This is a genomic window from Pseudomonas panipatensis, assembly GCF_900099785.1.
Taxonomy (GTDB): Bacteria; Pseudomonadota; Gammaproteobacteria; order Pseudomonadales; family Pseudomonadaceae; genus Pseudomonas; species Pseudomonas panipatensis.
In genome coordinates this window covers 313,692-338,646 of record NZ_FNDS01000004.1, presented here as the reverse complement: position 1 = coordinate 338,646, position 24,955 = coordinate 313,692, and the positions used below count along the sequence as shown (strand labels likewise).

Annotated in this window: 27 protein-coding genes and 2 tRNA genes; 12 read left to right on the top strand and 17 right to left on the bottom strand. The window is 65.0% G+C overall.

Annotated elements, in window-relative coordinates; all coding sequences use genetic code 11:
- The first annotated feature begins 109 nt into the window (after window positions 1-109).
- The 3 genes from BLQ74_RS11825 (at window position 110) to BLQ74_RS11815 (ending at window position 3,575) form a co-directional block, all read left to right on the top strand.
- On the top strand, window positions 110-679 hold the full coding sequence (locus BLQ74_RS11825; protein ID WP_090262755.1) for a GNAT family N-acetyltransferase: 570 nt from the start codon (window positions 110-112) through the stop codon (window positions 677-679).
- 7 nt (window positions 680-686) lie between these two features.
- Window positions 687-1,529: an AraC family transcriptional regulator gene (locus tag BLQ74_RS11820; protein WP_090262910.1), complete on the top strand. Its 843-nt coding sequence runs from the start codon at window positions 687-689 to the stop codon at window positions 1,527-1,529.
- 171 nt (window positions 1,530-1,700) lie between these two features.
- Window positions 1,701-3,575 (top strand): MFS transporter, encoded by a 1,875-nt coding sequence (locus BLQ74_RS11815; RefSeq protein WP_090262754.1) that lies wholly within the window; start codon window positions 1,701-1,703, stop codon window positions 3,573-3,575.
- A gap of 46 nt (window positions 3,576-3,621) precedes the next feature.
- Here BLQ74_RS11815 and BLQ74_RS11810 read toward each other — a convergent pair whose 3' ends face one another.
- The 4 genes from BLQ74_RS11810 to rdgC form a co-directional block, all read right to left on the bottom strand.
- Window positions 3,622-3,831, bottom strand: coding sequence for a cold-shock protein (locus BLQ74_RS11810; RefSeq protein WP_090262753.1), 210 nt, complete (start codon window positions 3,829-3,831; stop codon window positions 3,622-3,624).
- Window positions 3,832-4,026: 195 nt separating this feature from the next.
- Window positions 4,027-4,341 carry a quaternary ammonium compound efflux SMR transporter SugE gene (gene sugE / locus BLQ74_RS11805; RefSeq protein ID WP_090262752.1) on the bottom strand — a complete coding sequence of 105 codons (315 nt, stop codon included), beginning with the start codon at window positions 4,339-4,341 and terminating at the stop codon, window positions 4,027-4,029.
- Window positions 4,342-4,487: 146 nt separating this feature from the next.
- Entirely contained in the window at window positions 4,488-5,438 is a 951-nt protein-coding gene (locus BLQ74_RS11800) for a bile acid:sodium symporter family protein (RefSeq protein ID WP_090262751.1), read from the bottom strand.
- A 62-nt stretch (window positions 5,439-5,500) separates the two neighbouring features.
- Window positions 5,501-6,421: a recombination-associated protein RdgC gene (gene rdgC / locus BLQ74_RS11795; protein ID WP_090262750.1), complete on the bottom strand. Its 921-nt coding sequence runs from the start codon at window positions 6,419-6,421 to the stop codon at window positions 5,501-5,503.
- A gap of 180 nt (window positions 6,422-6,601) precedes the next feature.
- Here rdgC and BLQ74_RS11790 point away from each other — a divergent pair.
- From BLQ74_RS11790 to BLQ74_RS11760, 7 genes are all read left to right on the top strand, one after another.
- A tRNA-Val gene (locus tag BLQ74_RS11790) sits at window positions 6,602-6,677 on the top strand.
- 20 nt (window positions 6,678-6,697) lie between these two features.
- Window positions 6,698-6,774: transfer RNA gene (locus tag BLQ74_RS11785), tRNA-Asp, on the top strand.
- 233 nt (window positions 6,775-7,007) lie between these two features.
- Window positions 7,008-7,739, top strand: a complete 732-nt coding sequence (bamJ, locus tag BLQ74_RS11780; protein ID WP_090262749.1) for a BamJ family beta-barrel-assembly machinery protein — start codon at window positions 7,008-7,010, stop codon at window positions 7,737-7,739.
- A 369-nt stretch (window positions 7,740-8,108) separates the two neighbouring features.
- Window positions 8,109-8,534, top strand: a complete 426-nt coding sequence (locus tag BLQ74_RS11775) for a YkvA family protein (protein WP_090262748.1) — start codon at window positions 8,109-8,111, stop codon at window positions 8,532-8,534.
- Window positions 8,535-8,722: 188 nt separating this feature from the next.
- Window positions 8,723-9,037: a helix-turn-helix domain-containing protein gene (locus BLQ74_RS11770; RefSeq protein WP_090262747.1), complete on the top strand. Its 315-nt coding sequence runs from the start codon at window positions 8,723-8,725 to the stop codon at window positions 9,035-9,037.
- Window positions 9,034-9,399 carry a hypothetical protein gene (locus tag BLQ74_RS11765; protein WP_090262746.1) on the top strand — a complete coding sequence of 122 codons (366 nt, stop codon included), beginning with the start codon at window positions 9,034-9,036 and terminating at the stop codon, window positions 9,397-9,399. Before BLQ74_RS11770 ends, BLQ74_RS11765 begins: the two co-directional genes overlap by 4 nt.
- Before the next feature lie 59 nt (window positions 9,400-9,458).
- Window positions 9,459-9,875 carry a sel1 repeat family protein gene (locus BLQ74_RS11760; RefSeq protein ID WP_244507186.1) on the top strand — a complete coding sequence of 139 codons (417 nt, stop codon included), beginning with the start codon at window positions 9,459-9,461 and terminating at the stop codon, window positions 9,873-9,875.
- 1 nt (window position 9,876) lies between these two features.
- Here the strand turns inward: BLQ74_RS11760 and BLQ74_RS11755 are convergent, their stop codons facing one another.
- Together BLQ74_RS11755 and BLQ74_RS11750 are read right to left on the bottom strand one after the other, a co-directional pair.
- Complete coding sequence (locus BLQ74_RS11755) at window positions 9,877-11,625, bottom strand: bifunctional diguanylate cyclase/phosphodiesterase (protein ID WP_090262744.1); 1,749 nt, start codon at window positions 11,623-11,625, stop codon at window positions 9,877-9,879.
- 95 nt (window positions 11,626-11,720) lie between these two features.
- Window positions 11,721-13,805 carry a carboxy terminal-processing peptidase gene (locus BLQ74_RS11750; protein WP_090262743.1) on the bottom strand — a complete coding sequence of 695 codons (2,085 nt, stop codon included), beginning with the start codon at window positions 13,803-13,805 and terminating at the stop codon, window positions 11,721-11,723.
- Window positions 13,806-13,956: 151 nt separating this feature from the next.
- Between BLQ74_RS11750 and BLQ74_RS11745 the strand changes: the two genes are divergently transcribed.
- A complete protein-coding gene (locus tag BLQ74_RS11745) occupies window positions 13,957-14,919 on the top strand; it encodes an NAD(P)H-quinone oxidoreductase (RefSeq protein ID WP_090262742.1) in 963 nt (320 codons plus the stop codon).
- A 60-nt stretch (window positions 14,920-14,979) separates the two neighbouring features.
- Here BLQ74_RS11745 and BLQ74_RS11740 read toward each other — a convergent pair whose 3' ends face one another.
- From BLQ74_RS11740 to BLQ74_RS11715, 6 genes are read right to left on the bottom strand one after another with little or no spacing between them, the layout of a single operon-like run.
- Entirely contained in the window at window positions 14,980-15,633 is a 654-nt protein-coding gene (locus tag BLQ74_RS11740) for an HAD family hydrolase (protein ID WP_090262741.1), read from the bottom strand.
- On the bottom strand, window positions 15,633-16,628 hold the full coding sequence (locus BLQ74_RS11735) for an ABC transporter ATP-binding protein (RefSeq protein ID WP_090262740.1): 996 nt from the start codon (window positions 16,626-16,628) through the stop codon (window positions 15,633-15,635). The genes BLQ74_RS11740 and BLQ74_RS11735 overlap by 1 nt, the downstream gene beginning before the upstream one ends.
- A complete protein-coding gene (locus BLQ74_RS11730; protein ID WP_090262739.1) occupies window positions 16,625-17,434 on the bottom strand; it encodes an ABC transporter permease in 810 nt (269 codons plus the stop codon). Before BLQ74_RS11730 ends, BLQ74_RS11735 begins: the two co-directional genes overlap by 4 nt.
- A complete protein-coding gene (locus tag BLQ74_RS11725) occupies window positions 17,418-18,260 on the bottom strand; it encodes an ABC transporter permease (protein WP_090262738.1) in 843 nt (280 codons plus the stop codon). The genes BLQ74_RS11730 and BLQ74_RS11725 overlap by 17 nt, the downstream gene beginning before the upstream one ends.
- Window positions 18,257-19,066 carry an alkaline phosphatase family protein gene (locus BLQ74_RS11720; RefSeq protein WP_090262737.1) on the bottom strand — a complete coding sequence of 270 codons (810 nt, stop codon included), beginning with the start codon at window positions 19,064-19,066 and terminating at the stop codon, window positions 18,257-18,259. The genes BLQ74_RS11725 and BLQ74_RS11720 overlap by 4 nt, the downstream gene beginning before the upstream one ends.
- A 57-nt stretch (window positions 19,067-19,123) precedes the next feature.
- Window positions 19,124-20,182: an ABC transporter substrate-binding protein gene (locus tag BLQ74_RS11715; RefSeq protein ID WP_090262736.1), complete on the bottom strand. Its 1,059-nt coding sequence runs from the start codon at window positions 20,180-20,182 to the stop codon at window positions 19,124-19,126.
- 349 nt (window positions 20,183-20,531) lie between these two features.
- Between BLQ74_RS11715 and BLQ74_RS11710 the strand changes: the two genes are divergently transcribed.
- Window positions 20,532-21,248: a UTRA domain-containing protein gene (locus BLQ74_RS11710; RefSeq protein WP_090262735.1), complete on the top strand. Its 717-nt coding sequence runs from the start codon at window positions 20,532-20,534 to the stop codon at window positions 21,246-21,248.
- A 95-nt stretch (window positions 21,249-21,343) separates the two neighbouring features.
- On the opposite strand, the gene BLQ74_RS11705 is transcribed toward BLQ74_RS11710, so the two are convergent.
- The 5 genes from BLQ74_RS11705 to minD form a co-directional block, all read right to left on the bottom strand.
- Window positions 21,344-21,745, bottom strand: a complete 402-nt coding sequence (locus BLQ74_RS11705) for a GFA family protein (protein WP_090262734.1) — start codon at window positions 21,743-21,745, stop codon at window positions 21,344-21,346.
- A gap of 24 nt (window positions 21,746-21,769) precedes the next feature.
- Window positions 21,770-23,059: a M18 family aminopeptidase gene (locus BLQ74_RS11700; protein WP_090262733.1), complete on the bottom strand. Its 1,290-nt coding sequence runs from the start codon at window positions 23,057-23,059 to the stop codon at window positions 21,770-21,772.
- 71 nt (window positions 23,060-23,130) lie between these two features.
- On the bottom strand, window positions 23,131-23,766 hold the full coding sequence (locus BLQ74_RS11695; RefSeq protein WP_090262732.1) for an RluA family pseudouridine synthase: 636 nt from the start codon (window positions 23,764-23,766) through the stop codon (window positions 23,131-23,133).
- 66 nt (window positions 23,767-23,832) lie between these two features.
- Complete coding sequence (gene minE, locus BLQ74_RS11690; protein WP_043253957.1) at window positions 23,833-24,087, bottom strand: cell division topological specificity factor MinE; 255 nt, start codon at window positions 24,085-24,087, stop codon at window positions 23,833-23,835.
- A complete protein-coding gene (gene minD / locus BLQ74_RS11685) occupies window positions 24,084-24,899 on the bottom strand; it encodes a septum site-determining protein MinD (protein ID WP_090262731.1) in 816 nt (271 codons plus the stop codon). The genes minE and minD overlap by 4 nt, the downstream gene beginning before the upstream one ends.
- Window positions 24,900-24,955 lie beyond the last annotated feature (56 nt).

Genomic DNA, 24,955 nt, shown 5'->3' with positions numbered 1-24,955 from the left:
CCCCTTGCGGTAGCCCCGTCCGTCGAGCCCGGCGCGGCGGAGGGCACTTACCATGGCCGCAAGGCTCTGATTGGGAGCCGGATTGAGAGTCGATGTGCGAGGAGGGTCCATGTTCAGACCGCTACCGATAACCCTGCAACGCGGCGCCCTGCGCCTGGAGCCGATGGTCGAGGCCGACGTGCCCGAGCTGGTGGCCCTGGCCGAGGCCAATCGCGAAGCGCTCAAATTCATGAGCGCGCCGCAGCGGCCGGACTGGTATCGCCACGGGCTCGCCGAACAGCGCGAGGGCCGCGCGCTGCCGCTGGTCGTGCGCCTGGGCAACCAACTGGTGGGGACCACCCGCTTCATGGATTTCCTGCCAGCCTTGCCGGCCTGCGAGATTGGCGGCACCTGGCTGGATGCCTCGCAACACGGCCGCGGCCTGAACGCCAGCATCAAGTACCTGATGCTGCGCCATGCGTTCGACAGTTGGAAGATGGTTCGCGTGCAACTGAAGACCGCCGCCAGCAACCTGCGCGCGCAACGGGCCATCGAAAAGCTCGGCGCGGTCCGCGAGGGCGTGCTGCGCAATCACCGCCGGCTGGCCGGTGGACGCCTCGACGACACCGTCATCTACAGCATCACCGACCTCGAATGGCCGCAGGTCAAGGCCGCGCTGGAAGCCGGCTTCAACGGCTGAAATGGCCATGCAGGGCGGCAACGGCGAACAGACGCGCTTCTGGCGCGCCCCCGAGCTGGGTGGCCTGGAACTGCTGCGGGCGCGATTCATCGAGCAGCGTTTCGCCCCACACGTGCACGAAGGCTTCGCCCTGGTCTTGATCGAGCAGGGCGCCCAGCGCTTCCGCCATCGCGGCGCGGAGCACCTGGCGCCGGCCGGCAGCCTGGTGCTGATCAATCCCGATGAGGTGCACACCGGCTCCAAGGCGCACGAAGCCGGCTGGCGCTACCGTGGCTTCTATCCAGAGGTCGGCCAGGTGGCCGCGGTGCTCGACGAGCTGGCGCTGGGACGCACGGGGCTGCCGTCGTTCGATGCCAGCGTGTTGCAGGACAGCCGGGTGATCCAGTCCTGCCTCGACGTGCATCGTTTGCTCGAGTCCCACGCCGACACGCTGGAATGCCAGACGCGTTGGCGCGAAGCCTTACTGTTGTTGTTCCAGCGTTACGCGCGGGTGCCCGAGGCGCCGCCGCCCGGGCGGGAACCGCTGGCGGTGGCGCGGGCCCGTGAATTGCTGGCCGCGCGCCTGTGCGAGCCGCCGTCGCTGGAGGAGCTGGCGGCGGCGGTGAACCTGTCGCCCTTCCATTTCGCTCGGGTCTTCCGCAAGGCCACCGGTCTGCCGCCCCACGCCTGGCTCAAGCAGCGCCGCCTGGAGCAGGCCCGGGCGTTGCTGAAGAGCGGTTGCCAGCCGGCCAGCGTCGCGGCGCAGCTCGGCTTCGCCGACCAGAGCCACCTCAGCCGCCAGTTCAAGCAGGCTTACGGCGTGGCGCCCGGCGAGTACCGCCAGGCCTGCGCGCGTTCCTTGCCGCGCTGAGCGGGCGCGGCGGCAGCGTGCCGTCAGTGGCGACGAAGGTGGGTCGGCACGCAGCTTTTTTCGCCGGAAGATGTGGCCAGATAGCCGCCGATTGCAGTCAAATCAGCGACGGGCCGCAGTGCCCTTCTCCTGGCCCGCCTCGCGGGTCGACTGACCAGGTACACACGGACGATGAGCCAACATTCGCAATTCGCTCTGCTGGGCAACAAACGCTTCCTGCCGTTCTTCATCACCCAGTTGCTCGGTGCGTTCAACGACAACGTGTTCAAGCAGTCGCTGATTCTGGCGATCCTCTACCACCTGACCATCGGCGGCGACCGCAGTCTGCTGGTCAACCTGTGCGCCTTGCTGTTCATCCTGCCGTTCTTCCTGTTCTCCGCCCTCGGCGGACAGTTCGGCGAGAAGTTCAACAAGGATGCGCTGATGCGCGCGCTGAAGCTGGCAGAGATCGTCATCATGCTGATCGGCGCGGCGGGCTTCCTGTTCGGTAGCCTGACCCTGCTGTTCATCGCCCTGTTCGCCATGGGGACCCATTCGGCGCTGTTCGGGCCGGTGAAGTACTCGATCCTGCCGCAGCACCTGCACGAGGACGAACTGGTCGGCGGTAACGCGCTGGTCGAGATGGGCACCTTCCTCGCCATCCTCGCCGGCACCATCGGTGCCGGCATGCTCATGTCGCGGCAGTCCTATGCGCCGGCGGTGGGCATCGCCGTGGTGCTGGTCGCCAGCTGTGGCTACCTGGCCAGCCGTGGCATTCCGCGCGCGGCGGCGGCGCTGCCGTCGCTGCAACTGGACTGGAACATCTTCAAGCAGTCCTGGAGCATCCTGCGCCTGGGCCTGACGCAGCGACCGGCGGTGTCCCGCTCGCTGGTCGGTAACTCCTGGTTCTGGTTCCTCGGCGCGGTCTACCTGACGCAGATCCCGACCTATGCCAAGGAGCTGCTGCACGGCGACGAAAGCGTGGTGACGCTGATCCTCACCGTGTTCTCGGTGGGCATCGCCCTGGGCTCGATGCTCTGCGAGAAGTTGTCCGGCAAGAAGGTGGAGATCGGCCTGGTGCCGTTCGGCTCCATCGGCCTGAGCCTGTTCGGCATCCTCCTCTGGTGGCACAGCGGTGGTCTGCCCGAGGCCGCGCAGCCCTACGGCTGGCTGCAGGTGCTCGAACAGCCGCAGTCCTGGGCGGTGTTGAGCGACATCCTCGGCATCGGCATCTTCGGCGGCTTCTACATCGTGCCGCTGTACGCGCTGATCCAGGCGCGCACCGAAGAGGACAAGCGGGCGCGGGTGATCGCCGCCAACAACATCCTCAACGCGTTGTTCATGGTCGCGGCGGCCATCGTTTCGATCCTGCTGCTCTCCGTGGCCAAATTGAGCATCCCGCAGCTGTTCCTGGTGCTGTCGCTGCTGAACGTCGGCGTCAACGTCTACATCTTCAAGATCGTGCCCGAGTTCACCATGCGCTTCCTGGTCTGGCTGCTCAGCCATTCCATGTACCGCGTCGATCACCAGAATCTCGAAGCCATTCCCGATGAAGGCCCGGCGGTGCTGGTCTGCAACCACGTATCCTTCGTCGACGCGCTGCTCATCGCCGGCTCCATCCGCCGCCCGGTGCGCTTCGTCATGTACTACAAGATCTTCCAGATCCCGCTGCTCAACTTCATCTTCCGCACCGCCGGCGCCGTGCCCATCGCCGCACGCCACGAGGACGAGACGATCTACGAAGAGGCGTTCCGCAAGGTCGCCGAGTACCTGCGCGATGGCGAGGTGGTGTGCATCTTCCCCGAGGGCAAGCTGACCAGCGATGGCGAGATGAACGAATTCCGCGGCGGGGTCGAGCGGATCATCGCGGAAACCCCGGTGCCGGTGATTCCCATGGCCCTGCAGGGGCTGTGGGGCAGCTTCTTCAGCCGCGATCCGCGGAAGGGCTTCTTCAAGCGCTTGTGGTCGCGGGTGCGCTTGGTGGCGGGGCAGCCGCTGCTGCCGCAGGACGCCGCGCGGCAGCACTTGCAGGTGCAGGTCGCGCTCTTGCGTGGAGACGCCCGCTGAAATGAAAAAGCCCCGGTCGATGCCGGGGCTTTTTCTGGGACAGGGTTCAGATGATCTGAACTTCGTCCGCCTGCAGGCCTTTCTGGCCTTCAACCACGATGAAGGAGACCTTCTGGCCTTCCTGCAGCGATTTGAAGCCGTTGCCTTGAATGGAGCGGAAGTGCACGAACAGGTCGTTGCCGCTTTCCGGAGTGATGAAGCCAAAACCTTTGGCATCGTTGAACCATTTAACGGTGCCGTTTTGACGATTCGACATTGTTTTACACCTTGAACGAAGTGGATGGCAGCGCGGTTCGGCCGCGCTTTTTTTCTGAGTTGCAAGGAGTAAGCCGAGCCGGGCGATGGGGGCGGAGCCGCCACATCAGGTCACGAGCCGTAGTGACCCAAGCAAGCACAGTGGGGGCAGCATACCGGGAGTTTTCCACGAAAGCGACAGTAGCGATGCGTGCACTCAATGGCTGAGTTTCAGGCCGACCAGGCCGCAGAGGATCAGCGCGATGCTGAGCAGCCGCAGCGGCGCGATGGATTCGCCGAACAGCAGGATACCGGCGATCACCGTGCCGACCGCGCCGATGCCGGTCCAGATGGCATAGGCGGTGCCCAGCGGCAGGTTCTTCATGGCCAGGCCGAGGAGGCCCAGGCTGGCTGCCATGGCGAGTGCGGTGAGCAGGCTGGGCCACAGGCGGGTGAAGCCTTCGGTGTACTTCAGACCAACGGCCCAGGCGACTTCGAACAGGCCGGCGAAGAACAGAACGATCCAGGACATGGCTACCTCAGAGGATGGATTGCGGGTGCAGGGCCGTCCCCATCGAAGCACCGGATCGGTGGTGAGGTCGTCCTCACGATGTGCATTATTCTGCACGTGTTCGTCGCCGTGGCAACCCGGCGGCGCGTATTGCCGACGCGAAATCCTTAAGGATTCAGCTCGTCGGCGCCCTTCTCGGGGAGGCGCCGGAACCAACTGGCCAGACTCGCCCCGGAAATGTTGTGCCAGACGCTGAACAAGGCGCTGGGAACCGCCGCCAGCGGCGAAAAGTGGGCGCTGGCGAGTGCCGCACCGAGCCCGGAGTTCTGCATGCCGACCTCCAGGGCCAGCGATTTGCGCTGTGCCAGGGGCAGGCCGAAGAGGCGTCCGGTGAAGTAGCCGAGGAGGAAGCCGAAGCCGTTGTGCAGGATCACCACGGCCATGATCAGCAGGCCGGACTCGGCGATCTTCGCCTGGCTGGCTGCCACCACGGCGGCAATGATCACCACGATGCACAGCACCGAGACCAGCGGCAGCGCTTCGACGAGATGGCGGACCCGCGCGCCGAGCAGCCGTTGGGCGAGAAGGCCGAGGGCGATGGGCACCAGCACCACTTGCAGAATCGACCAGAACAGCGCGCCGAAAGACACCGGCAGCCAGGCCGAGGCCAGCAGCCAGATCAATGCCGGGGTCAGCAGCGGGGCGAGCAGGGTGGTCACTGCGGCGATGGCCACCGACAGCGCCAGGTCACCGCGCGCCAGCCAGGTCATGACATTGGAGGCGGTGCCGCTGGGGCAGCAGCCGACCAGGATCACGCCCACGGCGATATCCGCCGGCAGGCGCAGCACCTGGCAAAGCAGCCAGGCCATGCCCGGCATGATCAGGAAATGGGCGACCACGCCGAGTGCCACGCGCCAGGGATGGCGGGCCACCTCGGCGAAGTCCTCGACTTTCAGCGTCAGCCCCATGCCGAACATCACCACCCCGAGCAGCGGCACGATGGCCGGTGCCAGTGGGCGGAACCACTCTGGCGCGACGAACGCCAGCACGGCGAACAGCAGCACCCAGACGGCGAAGGTATTGCCGACGAAGCGGCTCAGCAGGGCAAGGGCACGCATGGGGGGCCTTCTTCTTTTTTATGCTGATGGCCGGCGCCAGGTGGCGCCGGCCGGAGGCGGGGTCAGATGCCCTGAGGGATCTCTTCGCCACCGAGGGCTTCGAACAGCGCCGGGAGGAACTCGCCGAAGGTCAGCATCATCAGGGTGAAGCTGGCGTCCAACTGGCCGAGAGCGTCTTCGCCACCGTCCTGTTCAGCCTGTTCCTGCAGCAGGTCCTCGAAACGCAGGCGCTTGATCGCCAGCTTGTCGTCGAGGACGAAGGACAGCTTGTCCGACCAGGCCAGGGCCAACTGGGTGACCAGTTTGCCGGACGACAGGTGCAGCTGGATTTCGTCGCTGGTCAGGTCCTGGCGCTTGCAACGCACCACGCCGCCATCCTCGTGGGTGTCGCGCAGCTCGCATTCGTCCAGCACATGGAAGTCACCGGCGGCCTGCTGGGTCTTGACCCAGTCGGTGAGGGTGGCGCTCGGGGCGATCTTGACGCTCAGCGGACGCACCGGCAGCGAGCCGATGGCTTCGCGCAGGGTGGAGAGCAGGTCCTCGGCCTTTTTCGCGCTGGACGAATCGACCAGGATCAGGCCCAGGCTCGGGGCGATCGCGGCGAAGGTCGAGGAGCGGCGAATGAAGGCACGCGGCAGCAGGCTCTGGACGATCTCGTCCTTGAGCTGGTCGCGCTCCTTCTTATAGACCTTGCGCATCTGCGCGGTCTCGATTTCGTCGACCTTGTCCTTCAGCGCATCGCGCACCACGCTGCCGGGGAGGATGCGTTCCTCCTTGCGCGCGCTGATCAGGAAAAAGCCCTGGCTGGAATGCGCCAGGGGCGCATCGGGGCCTTTGCCGAAGGGGGCGGTGAACCCGTAGGTGGTGAGTTCCTGGCTGGCGCAGGGGCGCGCCGGCTTGCTGGCCAGGGCTTTCTCGAGGGAATCGGCATCGATCTGCAGATCCTGGGTAAGGCGGTAGACGAGCAGGTTACGGAACCACATGAGGATCAAACTCCCGGGACACAAAGGTCCGCATTATTCCGCTAGCGGCTCTCCAGGCCAACCCCGTCGCCGACTTCGTGGAGATTTCCTAAGCCTTTGGAACATCTGAAATTTTTTTTCGCTCAGGGGCTTGCCAGGGGGGCGATGGCTCCGTAGAATGCGCCCCACTTCGAGAGTGAAGGGTGATTAGCTCAGCTGGGAGAGCATCTGCCTTACAAGCAGAGGGTCGGCGGTTCGATCCCGTCATCACCCACCAATCTCGCTCCGAGGTCCGACGCAGCGGTAGTTCAGTCGGTTAGAATACCGGCCTGTCACGCCGGGGGTCGCGGGTTCGAGTCCCGTCCGCTGCGCCATATCCAAGCCCTCAGGCCGAAATGCCTGGGGGCTTTTTCATTGCCTGCGAAAAACGCCCTGGCCTTCCAGGCATCCTTCCCAGCCTCCTATCTTGTTAATTTATATATAAGTTTGAAGTGGGAACTTATCTCCCGGCAGTGGTTCCTATTGGCCATAGCCATTGGTCGCGGCGCCCTGCTAAGCTCGCGGCTTCATCGAACATGCCAGCACGGCGAATAGACAAGGAATCAGCATGAAACAACATCGGTTGGCGGCGGCGATCGCACTGGTCGGCCTGGTTCTCGCAGGTTGCGATAAGCAAGCGGCCAATGTGGAACTCAAGACGCCGGCGCAGAAAGCCTCTTACGGTATCGGCCTGAACATGGGCAAGAGCCTGGCGCAAGAAGGCATGGATGATCTGGATTCCAAGGCTGTCGCCCAAGGTATCGAAGATGCGATCGGCAAGAAGAAGCAGAAGCTGACCGATGAAGAGCTGACCGAAGCCTTCAGCTTCCTGCAGAAGCGTTCCGAAGAGCGCATGACCAAGCTGAGCGATGAAACCCTCAAGGCTGGCAAGAAGTTCCTCGAGGACAACGCCAAGCGTCAAGGCGTGATCACCACCAAGTCCGGCCTGCAATACGAAGTCGTGAAGAAGGCCGATGGTCCGCAGCCGAAGGCGACCGACGTGGTGACCGTTCACTATGAAGGCAAGCTGACCGATGGCACTGTGTTCGACAGCTCCATCCAGCGTGGCAGCCCCATCGATCTGCCGGTCAATGGTGTGATTCCGGGTTGGGTCGAAGCCCTGCAACTGATGCATGTCGGCGAGAAGATCAAGCTGTACATCCCCAGCGAACTGGCCTACGGCGCGCAGAGCCCGAGCCCGACCATTCCGGCCAACTCGGTGCTGGTATTCGATCTGGAACTGCTGGGCATCAAGGACCAGAACCAGGCGGGTGGCGACCAGGCACAGCCGCAGAACTGAGTACTTTGGTACCAGGTGAAACGCCCCGCCATTCGCGGGGCGTTTGCATTTTCTGTCGCGAATGCGAAAGGCTCGCGGCTGACCGGTCGGTCGCAAAAGGCTTGCGCCAAAGGTGGGTGTCACCCTTATGCACACTTATGTCGCAGACGGAGTTACCGCTGGCGCTTGACATGATTGTTTCGATCGTTTAGCTGCAAATGCATGATTTTTAAAGATTTTCCAGGTCTGGATAAAAAATCGCCGATCTGTCTGGAAGCCCCTGGCGACGGGCCTCATGGCGATGCGTGAAGATACTTTCAACAGAGTTATCCACAGGAAAGGTGGATAACCCGCGAACCGCCGGCAGCAAGAGCCGGGAAGAGGTGACCGATGAAAAAACCAGTCGGATTCGATCGCTATCTCGCCTTGGCCGAACGCTTTCTGGCCCGTGGCCGAGTTCCGGCGCTTCTCTTCGCGGTGGCGCGCAAAAGCTCACGGTTGAAGCTGGTGAAATCCGATCTGCGTCTGTTGCAAGAGCTGGCCCTGGCCGCGGTTCGTGGACAGTACCGGCAAGTGAATCCAAAGGCGCTGCTGGCCGTGGTGGCGGCCCTGTTGTACTTCCTCTCGCCGGTGGATCTGATTCCCGATTGGCTGCCTGGCGTGGGCTTGCTCGATGATCTGGCGGTGCTGGCCTGGGTGGTGCGTCATTGGCAATCGGAGTTGGACGCCTTCAAGGTCTGGCGCGATGGGCAGAGTGCGGAAACCCGGCAATCCCTGGCGCTGCTGCCCGCGCCAGAGGCGTCGCGGCGCTGCTGATATGCCTTCGCGATGCGACGGGCAAGGTGCGTCGGCGCGTGGTGGCGGCTCCCAGTGTTCGCGAACCCAATGATGGAGAGGCCGATGGGCGTTTCATGGACGATACTTTCGTTATTGGACATGCCGAACAGGCGGCGCATCTCGCGGTCGGTGCCTGTTAAGATGGCGGCATGCAAGGAGTGTTGTCCATGAACGTGCAAGTGATCATGCGCGACGGTGAAGCGGAATACGCCGTCGTTCCCTGGGCGGAATACCAGGCTTTGCTGGCAGCGGCCGGCGCCAATGCCGCCCGACCATCCATCCCCGCGGTCGAGTCCAGCGTCCAGGCTTCCTGGCGCGAATTGCGCGAAGCGCGTGGCCTGGCCCTTGAGGTCGTGGCCCGCGAGGTGGGGATAAGTCCTTCTTACCTTGGGTTGATCGAAAGCGGCGAGCGCGAGGCCAGCGAAGCCATTGAGCATGGTTTGCGCCGCGCGCTGGGTGTGAAGCTGGAGACCGGATCTTGAGCGTGCAGATCAGCCGCAAGCACTGGCAGGGCTTGCTGGATGAACTGGAGGATGCTCGCCGGCAGCGCCACTTGCTGACCTATCGGGCGTTGATCGAACGCCTGCAGCTTCCGACTCCCGCCATGACGACCCTGACCGCTGCCCTGGAGTACCTGGCTGCCCTGGATGCGCAGGCAGGGCGCCCATTGCGCAGCTCGTTGGTGATCAGTCAGGGCGCCAGCCGTCTGCCGCGCACGGGATTCTTCGAATGCGTGGAGCGCCTTGGGCGTTTCGCTGGCGCGCCGGACGGTCCGGCTGCCGCTGGCTGGCACGCCGCCGAGGTGGTCCGGGTGTTCGAGTTCGACTATCCGGAAGAACTGTGAGCGGGACACTCTTCTGGCGTCTGCGGGCGCACCTCGGCTACGCGGTCGCGCGGCGCCTGATGGGCTGGCCCTGGTTGGTCCGGCAGCCGCGCGCCTGGCAGTGGATGCAGGGCCAGTTCGCGCGCATGGCCAACCTCGGCCATCGGCCGGCGCAGAGTTTCTACGGTCATGTCCTGCTGTTTCGCGGCCAGGGATTCGGTGCTCGTGAGGAAGGCCTGCGCCTGCTGCGCCTTGCCGCCGACGCCGGGGACGCCAAGGCAGCCTACCAGTTGGGTGTGCAAGCGCTGCAGGGGAGTGCCCAGGCGGCCGCCGATGCCGTGGCAGCCGCGCGTTATTGGGCGCAGGCCGCCGACGCCGGCCATCCTCTGGCTGCCCAGCGCCTGGCTGCACTGTATCGCGAGGGCGCGCCGGGACTGCCGGTGGATACCGGGCTGGCCGCCCGTTACGCCGAGCGAGCAGCTCAGTTGGGACTCTGAATCAGTCCAGGTTGATGATGTGCAGGCTGTAGCCCGGCACTTCCTTGGCATGCCGCTTGGCTTCCGAGGCGATGCTGGCCAGTTGCGCGGCATCCAGGCGTTCGCAGGCTTCGGTCTTCAAGTGCACCACCCCTACCGATAGCGAGAGCAGCGGGAATTCCTGGCGTTGCCCCTGGCGGTTATGCGCGACGAAACAGCCGGCTTGCAGGTGCTCCGGGCTGTAGAAGCGCCGGCACTGGCCCTGGAAGTCTTCCAGCAACTGGTTGATGCGGTTGCGCCAGTCGGCGGAGGACAGCACCAGCATGAAGTCGTCGCCGCCGATATGGCCGACGAAATCGCTGCCGGGATCGACGCGATCGCTCAGGCACTGCGCCAAGCAGAGCAGCACTTCATCGCCACGGGCGTAGCCGTAGAGATCGTTGAAGGGTTTGAAGCTGTCGATGTCGACATAGCAGATAGCCGCCTCGCGGTTCTGCTGCAGCAGACGGCTGAGGCACTGCTGAATGGGCACGTTGCCGGGCAACAAGGTCAGCGGGTTGGCATAACGGGCCTGGCGAATCTTCAGCTCGGTGATCAGTTTCAACACGTCTATCACCCGGCCCAGGCCTTGGTAGCAGCCGCCTTGGGTGATGATGAAGTCTTCTTCGATCCGCTGCCGGGCGCGGCTGGTGAGTAGGCGGCTGACTTGTTGCAGTGATTGACTCAGTTCGACGGCGAGGAAGTCGTCGCTCATCAGCCGGCTGATCGGCTTGCGCGCGAACAGATCGGTGGCGAAGGGCTTCAGCAGCGCCTCGGAAAGCGCATGGCGATGCACGATTCCAACCGGCTGGAACTGCTCGTCGAGCACCGCCAGGGTGTTCAGATTGGCTTGGGCGCGGAAGGCTTCGAGCACCTCGAAGATCGGTGTGTTGTGGGCCACGGCCGGTTGTTCCATCAGCAGCGGGCGCAGGTCCGCCTGCTCTTCGCTGTGCAGGATGTCGCTCCTGTCCAGCTCCGGCAGCAGGCCGCGCGCTTCCCGTGGCGGCTGTTCCTGGGGGCGGCCGAACAGGTAGCCCTGGACCAGGTCCACGCCCATCTCCGAGAGCACCGCCAGTTCTTCCGGCAATTCGATGCCCTCGGCGATGACCTGCGCGCGGGAGGCGTGGGCCATCTTCAGGATGGAGCCGACGAACTCGCGCTTGACCCCGTCCTGGTGGATGCCGTCGATGAAGTGGCGGTCGATCTTCACGTAATCCGGACGCAGCTCCGACCACAGGCGCAGGCTGGAATAGCCGGCGCCGAGGTCGTCGAGGGCGATGCAGAAGCCCATGGCGCGGTAGTGGTGCAGGGCGGTGTCGAGCAGGGTGAAGTCTTCGATCGGCGCCTGCTCGGTCAGTTCGATGACCACGTCGCTGGGCGAGATGCCCAGCGTTTGCAGCATTTGCAGGGTGCGCCCCGGTTGGTGGCTTGGTTCCAGCAGGGATTCGGGGGATACGTTGAGGAATAGCTTGCCGTTGAGCCGGAGGTCGCGAAAGCGTTGGCACGCCTGGCGTCGGCAGAGCACGTCGAGTTCGCTGAGGCGGCCGGCGTGCCGGGCCACGCTGAACAGCGCTATCGGTGAGTGCAGTGGACTGTTGGAGGGGCCGCGGGTGAGCGCTTCGTAGCCAACCAGGCGTCGCTCGGACAGCGACAGGATGGGTTGGAACAGGCAGTGCAGGTCGCCGTGAGCGAGGATCTGGCCTAGGGCGCTCAACTGCTCGGTGACGGTCATGACGGTTCTCGATGGAGTGGAAATGCAGAGGGCCGGTTTCCCGGCCCTCTGCATTTCACTACGGAGTCATGACCCTTTTATGACGACTCGTTATATCAGTGCTTGGCTACCGCCGAGCTGAGCGTCAGGTAATCCAAGAGTATGTGCCCGGACTCGGTCAGGTAGGCGTCGTCCTGCGGCTTGGTTTTCTTGTCGTCGTCCGCTGGGGCGGCGTCGTCTTCCTGCTTGAGCACCTTCAGCGGCTCCTGTCCCTTGGCCTTGCGCAGATCGTTTTCCATGGCCAGCTGGCGGTTCTCGATGCTGGTCTGCTGGGCGCGGCGCTTGGCTTCGTTGAGGCTGACGGTCTTCTCTTTCATCAGCTCCTGGGCGAGGGCCAGGCGCTGGCGAGCGTAGACGAAGTCGGCGTTATGCTCGGTACGTGCCTCGTGCTGGGTTTTCAGCTGATCGAGGAATGGCTTGAAGGGGTCGCTCTGCACTTGCAGCACTGGACGGATGGTGTCCCAGGGCATGGAGTCGGGCAGGGCGCTCTCGCCGATTTCCTTGTCGTCGACGATGGACGGATAGCTGATGTCCGGAATCACCCCCTGATGCTGGGTGCTCTGCCCGGAAACCCGGTAGAACTTGGCCAGGGTCAGCTTCAGTTCGCCGTGGTTGAGCGGCTGGATGGTCTGCACGGTGCCTTTGCCGAAGGTCTGTCCACCGACGATGAGCGCGCGGTGGTAGTCCTGCATGGCGCCGGCGAAGATTTCCGAGGCCGAGGCCGAGAGGCGGTTCACCAGGACGGTCATCGGGCCGTTGTAGAAGGCCTTGCCTTCGTCGTCGTTGAGCACGTCGACGCGGCCGTCGCTGTTGCGCACCAGAACGGTGGGGCCCTGGTCGATGAACAGGCCGGTCAGCTCGGTGGCTTCCTGCAGGGAGCCGCCGCCGTTGTTGCGCAGGTCGATGACGATGCCGTCGACCTTGTCCTTCTGCAGCTCGTCGATGAGCCGCTTCACGTCGCGCGTGGTGCTCTTGTAGTTCGGATCGCCGGCACGGTAGGCCTTGAAGTCCAGGTAGAAGGCCGGCACGTCGATCACGCCGAGCTTGTAGCTGCGGCCATCGTGGTCGAGGGTGATCTCGGATTTCTTCGCCGCCTGGTCTTCCAGCTTCACCGCCTCGCGGGTGATGGTGACGATCTTGCTGGTCTGGTCGTTCGGCGCGTTGCTCGCCGGGATGACTTCCAGGCGCACCTGCGAGCCTTTCGGACCGCGGATCAGTTTGACCACCTCGTCCAGGCGCCAGCCGACCACGTCGACCATTTCGCCCTTGCCCTGGGCCACGCCGATGATCTTGTCGGAAGTGGAGATCTGCTTGCTCTTCTCCGCCGGGCCGGCCGGTACCAGGCGCACGACCTTGACGTAGTCGTTGTCGCTCTGCAGCACGGCGCCGATGCCTTCCAGCGACAGGCTCATGTTGATGTCGAAGTTTTCCGCGCTGTCCGGCGACAGGTATTGGGTGTGCGGGTCATAGGACTGCGCGAAGGCGTTGATGTAGGCCTGGAAGATGTCCTCGCTGCGGGTCTGCTCCAGACGCATCAGCTGGTTCTTGTAGCGCTTGGTCAGCTGGTCCTGGATGGCCTTGTCGTCCTTGCCGGCGATCTTCAGGCGCAGTACCTCGTCCTTGACCTTCTTGCGCCAGAGGTCGTCCAGTTCGGCGCTGTTCTTCGCCCAGGCGGCATTCTCGCGGTCGATGGTCAGGCTTTCTTCAGCTTTGAAGTCGATCTTGTCGACGCCCTTGCCGAGCATGGCCAGGGCGTAGTCCAGGCGCTCCTTCAGGCGGTCTAGATGACGCTTGTAGATGGTGAAGCCGGGGTCAAGTTCACCGCTTTTGAGGAAGTCGTCGAACTGCGTGCGCCAGGGCGTGAACTGCTGGATGTCGGCGGCGGTGAAGTACATCCGCGACGGGTCCAGAGCCTTGATGTAGGCGTCATAGACTTTTGCCGAGCGCTCGTCGTTCAGCGGCGGTTTGCTGTAGTGGTGACGCTTGAGCAGCTCGACGATGTTGAGGCTGGCGATCACCTGATCACGGTCCGGTTGCAGTCCATCCCAGACATTCGGGCCGGCGGAGGGCGCGGCGAAGGATGTCAGGGCGCTGGCGCCGAGGACCAACAACAGGGCGGTGCGGGGCAAAAATCGCTTCATGCTTGTTCGACTGGGGGCGGAGTTATGACGCATATTAGGCCGTATCTGGCGGCTCCGGGGTCCCGCGGTGTGACTATTGGGGCCCGGCGCGATGAGCGAAGAAAAGGCCCGACCGTCTGGTGCGGGCCCGTAGAAGCACTATGGAGGTAGCGTGAACGCATTGCAAGGTATCGAAGGGCGGGTGGAGTGGGCTGAGCGCCAGGCGCCGACCTGTGGCGCGGGGCAGATTCGTATCCGTGTCGCCGCCGCTGGTCTGAACCGCGCCGATCTGCTGCAGAAGGCCGGCCTTTATCCGCCGCCGCCCGGCGCCAGCGACATCCTTGGCCTGGAGTGCGCCGGGGTGGTCAGCGAGGTGGGGGCCGGAGCGAGCTGGCAAATCGGCGACCGGGTCTGCGCCCTGTTGGCCGGTGGCGGCATGGCCGAGGAAGTGGTGGTGGATGCGCGTCATGCGCTGCCGGCTCCCGCTGGCCTGTCGCTGGCCGAGGCGGCGGCGCTGCCCGAGGTCTATGCCACGGCCTGGCTCAACCTGTTCCAGTTGGGTGGGCTGAAGGCTGGCGAGAAGGTTCTGCTGCATGCCGGCGCCAGTGGCGTGGGCTCCGCCGCTATCCAGCTGTGCAAGGCCTTTGGCAGTCCTTGCTGGGTCAGCGTCGGCTCCGCCGAGCGCCTGGCCTATTGCGAAGCTCTCGGCGCCGAGGGCGGCGTGCTGCGCGGCGAGGATCTGGCGTCGTTGCGCGATTTCGCGCCCTTTGACCTGATTCTCGATCCGGTGGGCGCCAACTATGCCGCGCTCAACCTGCAGTTGCTGCGCCAGGACGGGCGCTGGGTGGTGATTGGCCTGATGGGCGGGCGCAAGGCCGAACTGGACCTGGCGCTGCTGCTCGGCAAGCGCATCCAGTTGATCGGCTCGACCCTGCGCAGCCGCGATGCCGACTTCAAGGCGCAGCTCATCGCCGAACTCGGTCAGAAGGTCTGGCCACTGTTCTCCGCCGGACAGCTCAAGCCCCAGCTGGAGCGCCGGTTCGCCGCCAAGGATGCCGAACTGGCGTTCGAAACCCTGGCCAGCAACGAGGTGCAGGGCAAGGTGGTGTTGCTGCTCGACGAAAGCCTGGCCTGAAGCCGCTCTGCACGCAGGGCGGATCAGGCGCAACGCATGGCACGCCCTGCGTGTTGCCGGTCATTTCCAGGCGAGGATGTCCCAGCCAGCCTTTTTCGCGTGTTCGCGCAGCACCGGGTCGGGGTTGACCGTGTGCGGCTGGCCGACCCGCTTGAGCAGTGGCAGGTCGTTGCGCGAGTCGGAGTAGAAGTGCGCGCTGTCCAACTGGCTGGCGTCTCCGTCCAGCCAGTCGAGCAGGCGCAGGACCTTGCCTTCGCGGTAGGTGAGCACGCCGCGGGTCCGGCCGCTGTAGTGGCCGCCGATGACTTCCAGGTCGATGGCCAGCACCTCGTCGATGCCGATGCGTTCGGCGATCGGCTGCACCAGGTGCGCGCCGGAGGCGGAAATCACCAGCGGTCGGTCGCCGGCGCCGCGATGGCGCGCCAGGGTGGTGCAGGCATCGTTGTAGATCAAGGGTTCGATGACGTCCTCGACATAAGCCGCGACTTCCCGTTCGACCTCCTCGACGCTGCGCCCGGCCAGCGGCTCCAGGCTGAAGGCCATGTAGTCCTCCATCGACAGCTCACCGAGGGCGTAGCGCGCCATCAGTTCGGTGTCGCGCCTGAGGAAGGACTCGCCGTCGACCCAGCCGAGGTCAGCCATGCGCTGGCTCCACAGGCTCGCGCAGTCGCCGTCGATAAGGGTTTCGTCGAGGTCGAAGATCACCAGGGCCATCAGGCCACCTCCCGGATGCTGTCGTGGTCGATTGTCAGGGCCAGGCGGCTGCCGGCGGGGTAGAGGCGGTCGGCACTGCGGTTGAGCACGTCCACCGTGAGTTCCACGCCGTCGGCCTCGACACGGTAGCGGATGACGTTGCCCAGCAGGCTGTGGGCAAGCACCTGCACGGCGATGCCGTCCGCCGGGTCCTGGCTCAGGCGCAGGGATTCCGGGCGGATCGCCACCTGCCCGGAGAAGCTGCGGCCGAGCAGCTTGCCGGCCTGTTGCGCGTCGAGCAAGTTGTAGTTGCCGATGAAGCCGGCCGCGAAGGCGTCGCGCGGCGCCGTGTAGAGGGTCTCGGCATCGCCGCTCTGGACGATGCGCCCGGCGTTCATCAGGACGATACGGTCGGACAGGGTCAGGGCTTCTTCCTGGTCGTGGGTGACGAACACCGTGGTCAGTTGCAGTTCCTGCTGGATGCGCCGGATCTGCTCGCGCAGGTGCTTGCGGATGCGCGCGTCGAGGGCCGACAGCGGCTCGTCGAGCAGCAGCAGGCGCGGCCGCGTGACCAGCGAGCGGGCCAGCGCCACGCGCTGGCACTGGCCGCCGGAGAGCTGGTGCGGGTAGCGCTCGGCGAAGCCGCTCAGTTCGACCATCTGCAGCACTTCATCGACCCGTTGGCGGGCCTCGGCGCTCGGCACCTTCTGCATGCGCAGGCCGAAGGCGACGTTCTGCTCGACGGTCATGTTGGGGAACAGCGCGTAGCTCTGGAAGACCATGGCGATGCCGCGCTTCTGGGGCGACAGCGGCACCAGATCCTCGCCGTCGAGCATGACGCGCCCACTGTCCACCGAGGTGAGTCCGGCGATGCAGCGCAGCAGGGTGGATTTGCCGCAGCCGCTGGGGCCGAGCAGGGTGACGAACTCGCCGCGTTCGGCGGCGAAGTCGATGTCGTGGAACACCCGGGTGTCCCCGAAGCTCTTGTTCAAGCGTTCGACGCTGAGGAAGCTCATGTGCGGTCCTTGTCCTTGTTCAAGCGGTTCGCCGCCCAGGTGAGCAGCAGGACGAAGAGGAAATAGGAAACCACCACCGCGCTGGTGTAGTGGCCGCTGCTGTTGCGCATGTTGTTGAGGAACACCTGCAAGGTCTCGTAGCGGGTGCCGACCAGCAGGTTGGCGAAGACGAATTCGCCGATGAGGAAACTGAAGGAGAGGAACAGCGCGACCATCAGGCCCTTGCGCAGGTTCGGCAGGACCACCAGCAGCGCCGCCTGCCAGGTGCTGGCGCCGAGCAGGTGGGCGGCGTCCATCAGGTCGTGCAGGTTGATCGCCTGCAGGTTGTTGCCGATGGCGCGGTACATGAACGGCAGGGCGATGCTGAAGTAGCAGCCGATGAGAATCCAGGGCGTGCCCACCAGTGGCAGCGGGCCGGCGGCGTAGAGCTGCAGCAGGCCGACCGAGGAGACCACCGGCGGCACCGCGAAAGGCAGCAGGATGAGTACGTTCATCAGAGCGTCGAGGCGCGGGAAGTAGTAATGCACGACGAACATCAGTGGCAGGACCAGCAGCACGCTGAGCAGCAGCGCGCCGAAGCACACCAGCAGCGATTGGCCGAAGGCGGTGAGGAAGCGCGGATCGCTCCACAGCGTCAGGTACCACTTCAGGGTTAGGCCGTCGGGCAGCACGCTGGCCGACCACTGGGTGGCCAGCGAGTAGAGCAGGGTGGCCGCCAACGGCAGCAGCAGGATCAGGAACAGACCGTAGACCACCAGGTGGTGGTAGAGCGCGCCCTTGGCGCCGGTACTAGCGTTTCTGCGCATGGTAGCTCCGACGCAGCAGCCATTGATGGACGAGGGTGATCAGGCTCATCAGGCCGACCAGCAGCATGGCCAGGGCGCTGGCCATGTCCGGGTCGAGGAAGATGTCCCCGGAGACCAGTCCGGCGATGCGGATCGGCAGCACGTTGAAGTTGCCGGTGGTCAGTGAGTAGACGGTGGCGTAGGCGCCCAGGGCGTTGGCCAGGAGGATGACGAAGGTGCCGAGCAGCGCCGGGGTCAGTACCGGGATGCCGATGTGCCGCCAGAACTGCCAGCCGCTGGCGCCGAGCAGGGCCGCCGATTCGCGCCAGTCCTCGCGCAGGGCGTCGAAGGCTGGGTAGAGCAGCATCACCCCCAGGGGAATCTGGAAGTAGGTGTAGAGGATGATCAGCCCGGTCTTGGAGTAAAGGTTGAAGTCGTGGATCAGTCCGGCTTGCTTGAGCAGCAGGGTGATGGCGCCGTTGAAGCCGAGGATGATGATGAAGGCGAACGCCAGCGGTACCCCGGCGAAGTTGCTGGTCATGTTGGCGAAGGCCATGACGAAGTCGCGCAGGCGACTGTTCACCTGGCGCAGCGAATAGCTGCCGAGTATGGCTATCAGCAGGCCGATCAGGCTCGACCAGAGGGAAATGTCCAGGCTGTTGCCGATGGCCTGGCGGTAGAAGGGCGAGGCGAAGATTTCGCGGAAGTTGCCCAGGCCCCAGGCGCCGGAGGCTTGCACGCTGTGCAGGGCGATCCACAGCAGCGGCGCCAGTTGGAAGGCGGCGAAGAACAGCGCGAAGGGCAGCAGGCAGAGCAGGGCGACGAGCTTGCCGGTGCGCGATTTCATGATTGCAGCAGCTCCCGGCAGGCCGGTTTGTCATGGGCGACGCCGAGGATCTCGCAGAGGGTGCCGCACAGCTCGACCTGGCGCGGCTGCGCGTCGGCCTGCAGGTCGAAGGCTGCGCCGAAGACGAACAGCGGGACTTCGCGTTCTTCGGCGAGCAGGCCGCCGTGGCTGCGGTCGTCGTTCATGCCGTGGTCGGCGGTGACCATCACCTGGTAGCCGGCATCGAGCCACTGGCGCAGGTACTCGGAGAGCAGCACGTCGGCGCGCCGCGCGCTGTTGCGGTACTGCGGGCTGTTCAGGCCGTACTGGTGTCCGGCGTCGTCGATGTTCATCGGGTGCACCAGCAACACCTCGGGCGCGTAGCGCCGGCGCAGGTTCTCGGCATCGGCGAAGAGGTGCGAATCGGGGTAGTGATCGGTCCAGTAGAAGTGGCCGTGCTGGATCGGCAGGGCCGGGTCTTCGGTGTGGCGGTCCAGCGCCTGGTCGAAGGGCGAGCGGTTGTACAGCTCGCTGATCCAGTGATAGGCAGCCGCCGCCGTGCGCAGGCCGGCATCGCGGGCGTAGTGGAACAGGCTGCGCTGGGTGGACAGGCGCGATACTCCGTTGTGCAGGATGCCGCTATCGATCGGCGCCACCCCGGTGAGGATGCACTCGTAGAGCGGACGCGACAGCGACGGCAGTTCGCATTCGAGACGGTAGAGGCGGCCGCGACCGGCGTGGCAGAGGGCCTGCAGGTGGCCCATGCAGTCGTGGGCGACGCGGTAGTTCAGGCCATCGAGGATGACCAGGATGACGGGGTGGGACATCGGTTACTGCCTATGCGAACGGAGCGATGCGCCGCCCCGAGGGGCGGCGCGCGGCGGTCATTGCATGTTGATGATGACGTTCTCTTGCCACAGGCGCGGCAGGCGCTTGGAGGTTTCTTCCCAGGCCTTGGCGTCCTTGATCGGCTGGACCTTGGCATACTGCTCGTTGGGCAGCAGCTTGGCCTTGACCTCGGCCGGCAGGGTCAGGTGCTCGGCGCGGATCGGCCGGGCATTGCCCTTGGCCAGGTTGATCTGTCCGGCATCGCTGAAGATGTACTCGCGGGCCAGCTTGGCCGCGTTGGGGTGCTTGGCGTACTTGTTGATGATGGTGCTGTAGCCGGAGATCACCGAACCGTCGCTGGGGATCAGCACTTCGAAGCGGCTCGGGTCGATCTGCTGGGCGTAGCTCAGGCCGTTGAAGTCCCAGACGATGCCGACTTCCACCTCACCCTTTTCCAGGGTGTTGATCACCGGGTTGGTCAGCGACAGGCGCCCCTGCTTGGCCAGCTTGGCGAAGAACTCCAGCCCGGGCTGGATGTTCTTCTCGTCGCCGCCGCTGGCGATGGCCGCGGCGAGCACGCCGTTGACCGCCTGGGCGGCAGTGCTGACGTCGCCGATGGTGACTTTGTACTTGCCGTTGAGCAGGTCGGCCCAGCTATGCGGCGCTTCCTTGACCAACTGTTTGTTGACGATGAAGGCGATGCTGCCGGTGTAGGCCAGTGCCCAGTGGCCGTCCTTGTCCTTGGCCCAGTCCGGGACCTGCTCCCAGGTGCTCGGCTTGTAGGGCAGGCTCAGGCCTTGCTGCGCGGCGATGGGACCGAAGGCGGCGCCGACGTCGCCGATATCGGCGCTGGCGTTCTCGCCCTCGGCCTTGAACTTGGCCAGCTCCTGGGCCGAACTCATGTCGGTGTCCATGTGCTTGAGGCCGTACTTGCTCTCCAGGTCCTTCCAGGTGTCCTTCCAGTTCGCCCAGCTGTCGGGCATGCCCACGCTGTTCACCTGGCCCTCCTGGCGGGCGGCCTGTTCCAGGGCTTGCAGGTCGGCATCGGCGGCCATGGCCGTGGCGCCGCCCAGGGCGATCGCTGTTCCCAGCAGTGAAGCAAGCAAACGTTTCATTCGGTGCTCCTTCGGTCATCGATTGGATTGCAGGTCCGCGTCGCAGCGCACTGGAGGCGGAAAAATCTGGTCTAGATCAGCAAGACCCAGGCCAATCTAAGAGCCAGCGATGACAGTTTCGTGTCGGCCGGCCGCCGCGCCCGTTCCGGGGTGCTGGCCCGTTACAGCCTAGACCATGTGCAAACCGTTGATCCCTCTGGACTAAACTTGTCCGTGGAACTGGCATGCGCTCTGCTTGCCATGGCTCTGTCATGGGATGTTCACGGGACTGTCCTAGGATTCCCGGGCGTGCCCGGTGTGGCGAGGTGCCCCGTCTTGGGGCTGGACTAGTCCAAAAAGAGGAAACGGCATGCGCGATGCAGCGCTACCGACGGTGACGGCGATCTGCCGCGCCCTGGTCGAACAGATCGACAGCGGGTTGCTGCCCGCCGCTGGCAAGCTGCCGGCCGAGCGCCGTCTCAGCGAGTTGTTCGATACCACGCGCATCACCCTGCGCGAGGCGCTGACGCAGCTGGAGGCGCAGGGGCTGATCTACCGCGAAGAACGTCGCGGCTGGTTCGTCTCGCCGCCACGCCTGCTCTACAACCCGCTGGTGCGCAGCCACTTCCATGCGATGGTCGCCGGGCAGCATCGGCTCCCGGCCACCGAGGTGCTCTCGGCGCGCCAGATGCCAGCCAGCCCGGCGATCTGCGAACTGCTCGAACTGCCGGCGCTGTCCAGCGTCTATCAGATCCGCCGGGCCCGGCGGGTGGATGGGCGCCTGGTGCTGTATGTCGAGCATTACCTGAATCCGGCGTATTTCCCCGGTCTTCTCGAATACGACCTGCGCCAGTCGCTCACCGAGCTTTACGCCAGCCGCTATGACATCCACTACGGGCGGGTGCGCTTCGATATGGTGCCCACCGCGCTGCATGGCGAGGCGGCTGCCGCGCTGCGGGTGGCCGAGGGCAGCCCGGCGCTGCGCATCACACGCATCAACCGCGACCAGCACGGGCGGGTGATCGATTGCGACCTGGAGTTCTGGCGCCACGACGCCATCCACATCAGCGTCGAAGTGCCGGATTGAGCGCAAGCACCCCGGCTGCGGGGCTGCCGCAGGGTGGCGTGGAGCCGTGCGCGTTGGTGCTCATCGTTCACACCGGTACGGCGCTGTAGCCCCGATCAGCGCTCCGGGTTCCACTCCGGGTAGGCGGGGATGCCGTCCTGGGCCAGCCACGGGCGGTCATGGGAGGTCCAGATATGCCGCGCCGGGCGCAGCCCGGGATCGTCGTCCAGGGTGGCCACGCGCAGGATCACGTGCGGCTGTCCGGCGCGCTCGGCGATCAACTGGCTACCGCAGCGCGGGCAGAAGCGGCGTAGCTTGCCCGGCGAGGATTGGTAGGCGGCCAGCAGCTCCTCGCCACGGGTCCAGCGGAAATGCTCGCGCATCACCCCGGCCGTGGTGGCGAAGGCCGCCGAGTGGGCTTTCTGGCAGGTATGGCAGTGGCAGTGGCCGATCGGCATGTCGAGGCCATCGACCTCATAAGCGATGGCACCGCACAGGCAGCTTCCCTTCAGGCTCATGCCGAGTCCCTCATGTCCGGCGATTCAAGGCAGCTCGATGCTGTCGTAGAAAGCACGCATGACCTTGGCCAGGTAGCGCAGGTCCTGACTGCCGGCCAGTTCGCGAATGGAGTGCATGGCGAAGGTCGGCAGGCCGATATCGACGGTGCGCACGCCCAACTGGCTGGCGGTGATCGGGCCGATGGTGGAGCCGCAGCCCATGTCGCTGCGGGTGACGAAGCTCTGCACCGGCACTTCGTTCTCCAGGCACAGGTGGCGGAAGAAGCCGGCGGTTTCGCTGCTGGTGGCGTAGCGCTGGTTGCTGTTGACCTTGATCACCGGGCCGCCGTTGAGCAATGGGCCGTGGTTGCCGTCGTGCTTGTCGGCATAGTTCGGGTGCACGCCATGGGCGTTGTCGGCGGAAACCAGCAGCGAGCGCTGGATGACGCGGGTGAAGACTTCGCCGTCGGGCAGCAGGCGGCGCAGCACTTGTTCGAGGAAGGGGCCGTCGGCGCCGCAGGCGGAGCAGGAGCCGACTTCCTCGTGGTCGGTGCAGACCAGCACGCCGCTTTGCTCGTCGCCGCTGGCCAGCAGGGCTTCCAGGCCGGCATAGCAGGACAGCAGATTGTCCAGGCGCGCGCCGGCGAGGAACTCGCCGCCGAGGCCCACCACTGCCGCGCGTTGGGTGTCGTAGAAGCTCAGTTCGTAGTCGAGGATGGCGTCGGCGCCGATGCCGTGTTCGTTCTGCAGTTGCTCGGCGAGCAGGTCGCGGAAGTCGCGGACTTCGCCGGCGGCCAGTTGCGCGAGGATCGGCGGCAGCTCGTTCTGCGCGTTGATCGCCCAGCCCTGGTTGGCTTCGCGGTTGAGGTGGATGGCCAGGTTGGGGATCACGGCGATGGGTGCGCCGAAGTCGATCAGGCGGCTTTCTACCTTGCCGGCGAGGCGGAAGGTCACGCGCCCGGCGAGCGACAGGTCGCGGTCGAACCAGGGAGCGAAGAGGGCGCCGCCGTAGACTTCGACGCCCAGCTGCCAGTAGCCCTTGCGCGACAGTTCGGGGTTCGGCTTGACCCGCAGGCAGGGGCTGTCGGTATGCGCGCCGACCAGACGCAGGCCGGCGTCGAGCAGGGCGTTGCGGCCGAGCTTGAAGGCGATCAGCGAGGAGTCGTTACGGGTCACGTAGTAGCGGCCACCGGTCTCGGTACGCCAGGCGTCGCGCTCGTCGAGGCGCTGGTAGCCGGCCTCTTCGAGGCGACGGGCGAGGCTCTGGGTGGCGTGGAAGGGGGTCGGCGAGGCCGCGAGGAAATCGATCAGGCCCTGGTTGAGATCTGCGCGCATGGGAAACTCCGGACAGCGATGGGCCGAAGTTTAACGTAAATGCGCCAGCGCGGGCTCGCCGCGACGGCGCCTCAGAACGGCGCCGGGCTCTCGAAACGCAGGCGTTCGCCGCTCTGCGGATGGCTCAGGCAGAGCAGGCTGGCGTGTAGGCACAGGCGGTCGCGCAGGGCCAGGGCCTCGGGGTTGGCGTAGAGGCGGTCACCCAGCAGTGGATGGCCGATGGATAGCATGTGCACGCGCAGTTGGTGAGAGCGTCCGGTGATGGGGGTCAGTTCCACCCGCGCGTAGTTGCCATGGCGTTCGACGACGCGCCAGAAGGTCAGGGCGTGGCGACCTTGTTCGAGGTCGACGATATGCCGCGGCTTGTTGTCCGGGGCGTAGCGCAGGGGCAATTCGATGCGCCCGCTGTCCAGCTCCGGTTCGCCCCAGCACAGTGCGGCATAGGCTTTCTCGGTCTCGCGGTCGTGGAACTGGCGGGACAGTTCGCGGTGGCTGTCGGCGTCGCGCGCCAGCACCATGAGGCCGGAGGTTTCCCAGTCCAGGCGGTGGACGATGCGCGCCTCCGGGTAGCCATTCTCCTGCAGCCGGGTCACCAGGCAGTCTTTGTTGTCGTCCGCGCGGCCGGGCACCGACAGCAGCAGGGTGGGCTTGTTCACCACCAGCAGGGCGGCATCCTGGTAGACGATCTGGATATTCGACAGCGGCATGGGCACTCGTTGTAGCGCTGGAAACGACAACGGCGGCCGAAGCCGCCGCGGTGTCCCTGTCCGGAATCAGCGTTCCGGCAGGGTGATGTTGAGCTCGAGGATGGAACAGCTGCCCTGGTTGGCCAACTCCACCTGCACCTGCTCCTGGTCGATGGGCACGTATTTGCGGATCACTTCCAGCAGGTCTTTCTGCAACTGCGGGAGATAGTCCGGTTGCGAACGGTTGCCGCGCTCATGGGCGACGATGATCTGGAGTCTTTCCTTCGCGATGGAAGCGCTGCTTTGCGCTTTCCGGCTGCGAAAGAAGTCTAAAAGGCTCATTCACGTCCTCCGAACAGTCGTTGCAGGAATCCTTTCTTCTGCACATCGAGGAACCGATGTGGCATCTCTTTGCCCAGCAGGCGATCGACCGCGTCGCTATAGGCCTGGCCAGCATCGCTCTGGTCATCGAGGATGACCGGTACGCCCTGGTTCGAGGCCTTGAGCACCGCTTGCGATTCGGGGATCACGCCGAGCAGGCGGATCGCCAGGATTTCCTCGACGTCTTCCACGCCGAGCATCTCGCCCTTGGTGACACGCTCCGGATTGTAGCGGGTCAGCAGCAGGTGTTCCTTGATCGGCTCCTCGCCTTTCTCGGAACGCTGCGATTTGCTCGCCAGCAGGCCGAGCATGCGGTCGGAGTCGCGTACCGAGGAGACTTCCGGGTTGGTCACGACGATCGCCTCGTCGGCGAAGTACATGGCCAGGTGGGCACCCTTTTCGATGCCGGCCGGGGAGTCGCAGATGATGTATTCGAAGGACTGCTTGAGTTCCTCCATGACCCGGCCTACGCCTTCCTGGGTCAGGGCGTCCTTGTCGCGGGTCTGGCTGGCGGCCAGGACGAACAGGTTCTCGAGGCGTTTGTCCTTGATCAGCGCCTGGGTCAGCGTGGCTTCGTTGTTGATGACGTTGACGAAGTCATACACCACGCGACGTTCGCAGCCCATGATCAGGTCGAGGTTACGCAGGCCCACGTCGAAGTCGACGATGACGGTCTTGTGGCCACGCAGGGCCAGGCCGGTGCCGATGGCGGCGCTGGTGGTAGTTTTACCGACGCCACCCTTACCGGAAGTGACTACGAGGATCTTGGCCAAGGTGATTCACCCCAATGAAAAACGAAGAGTTCTGGTCCCTGAAATTCGCGGCAGTA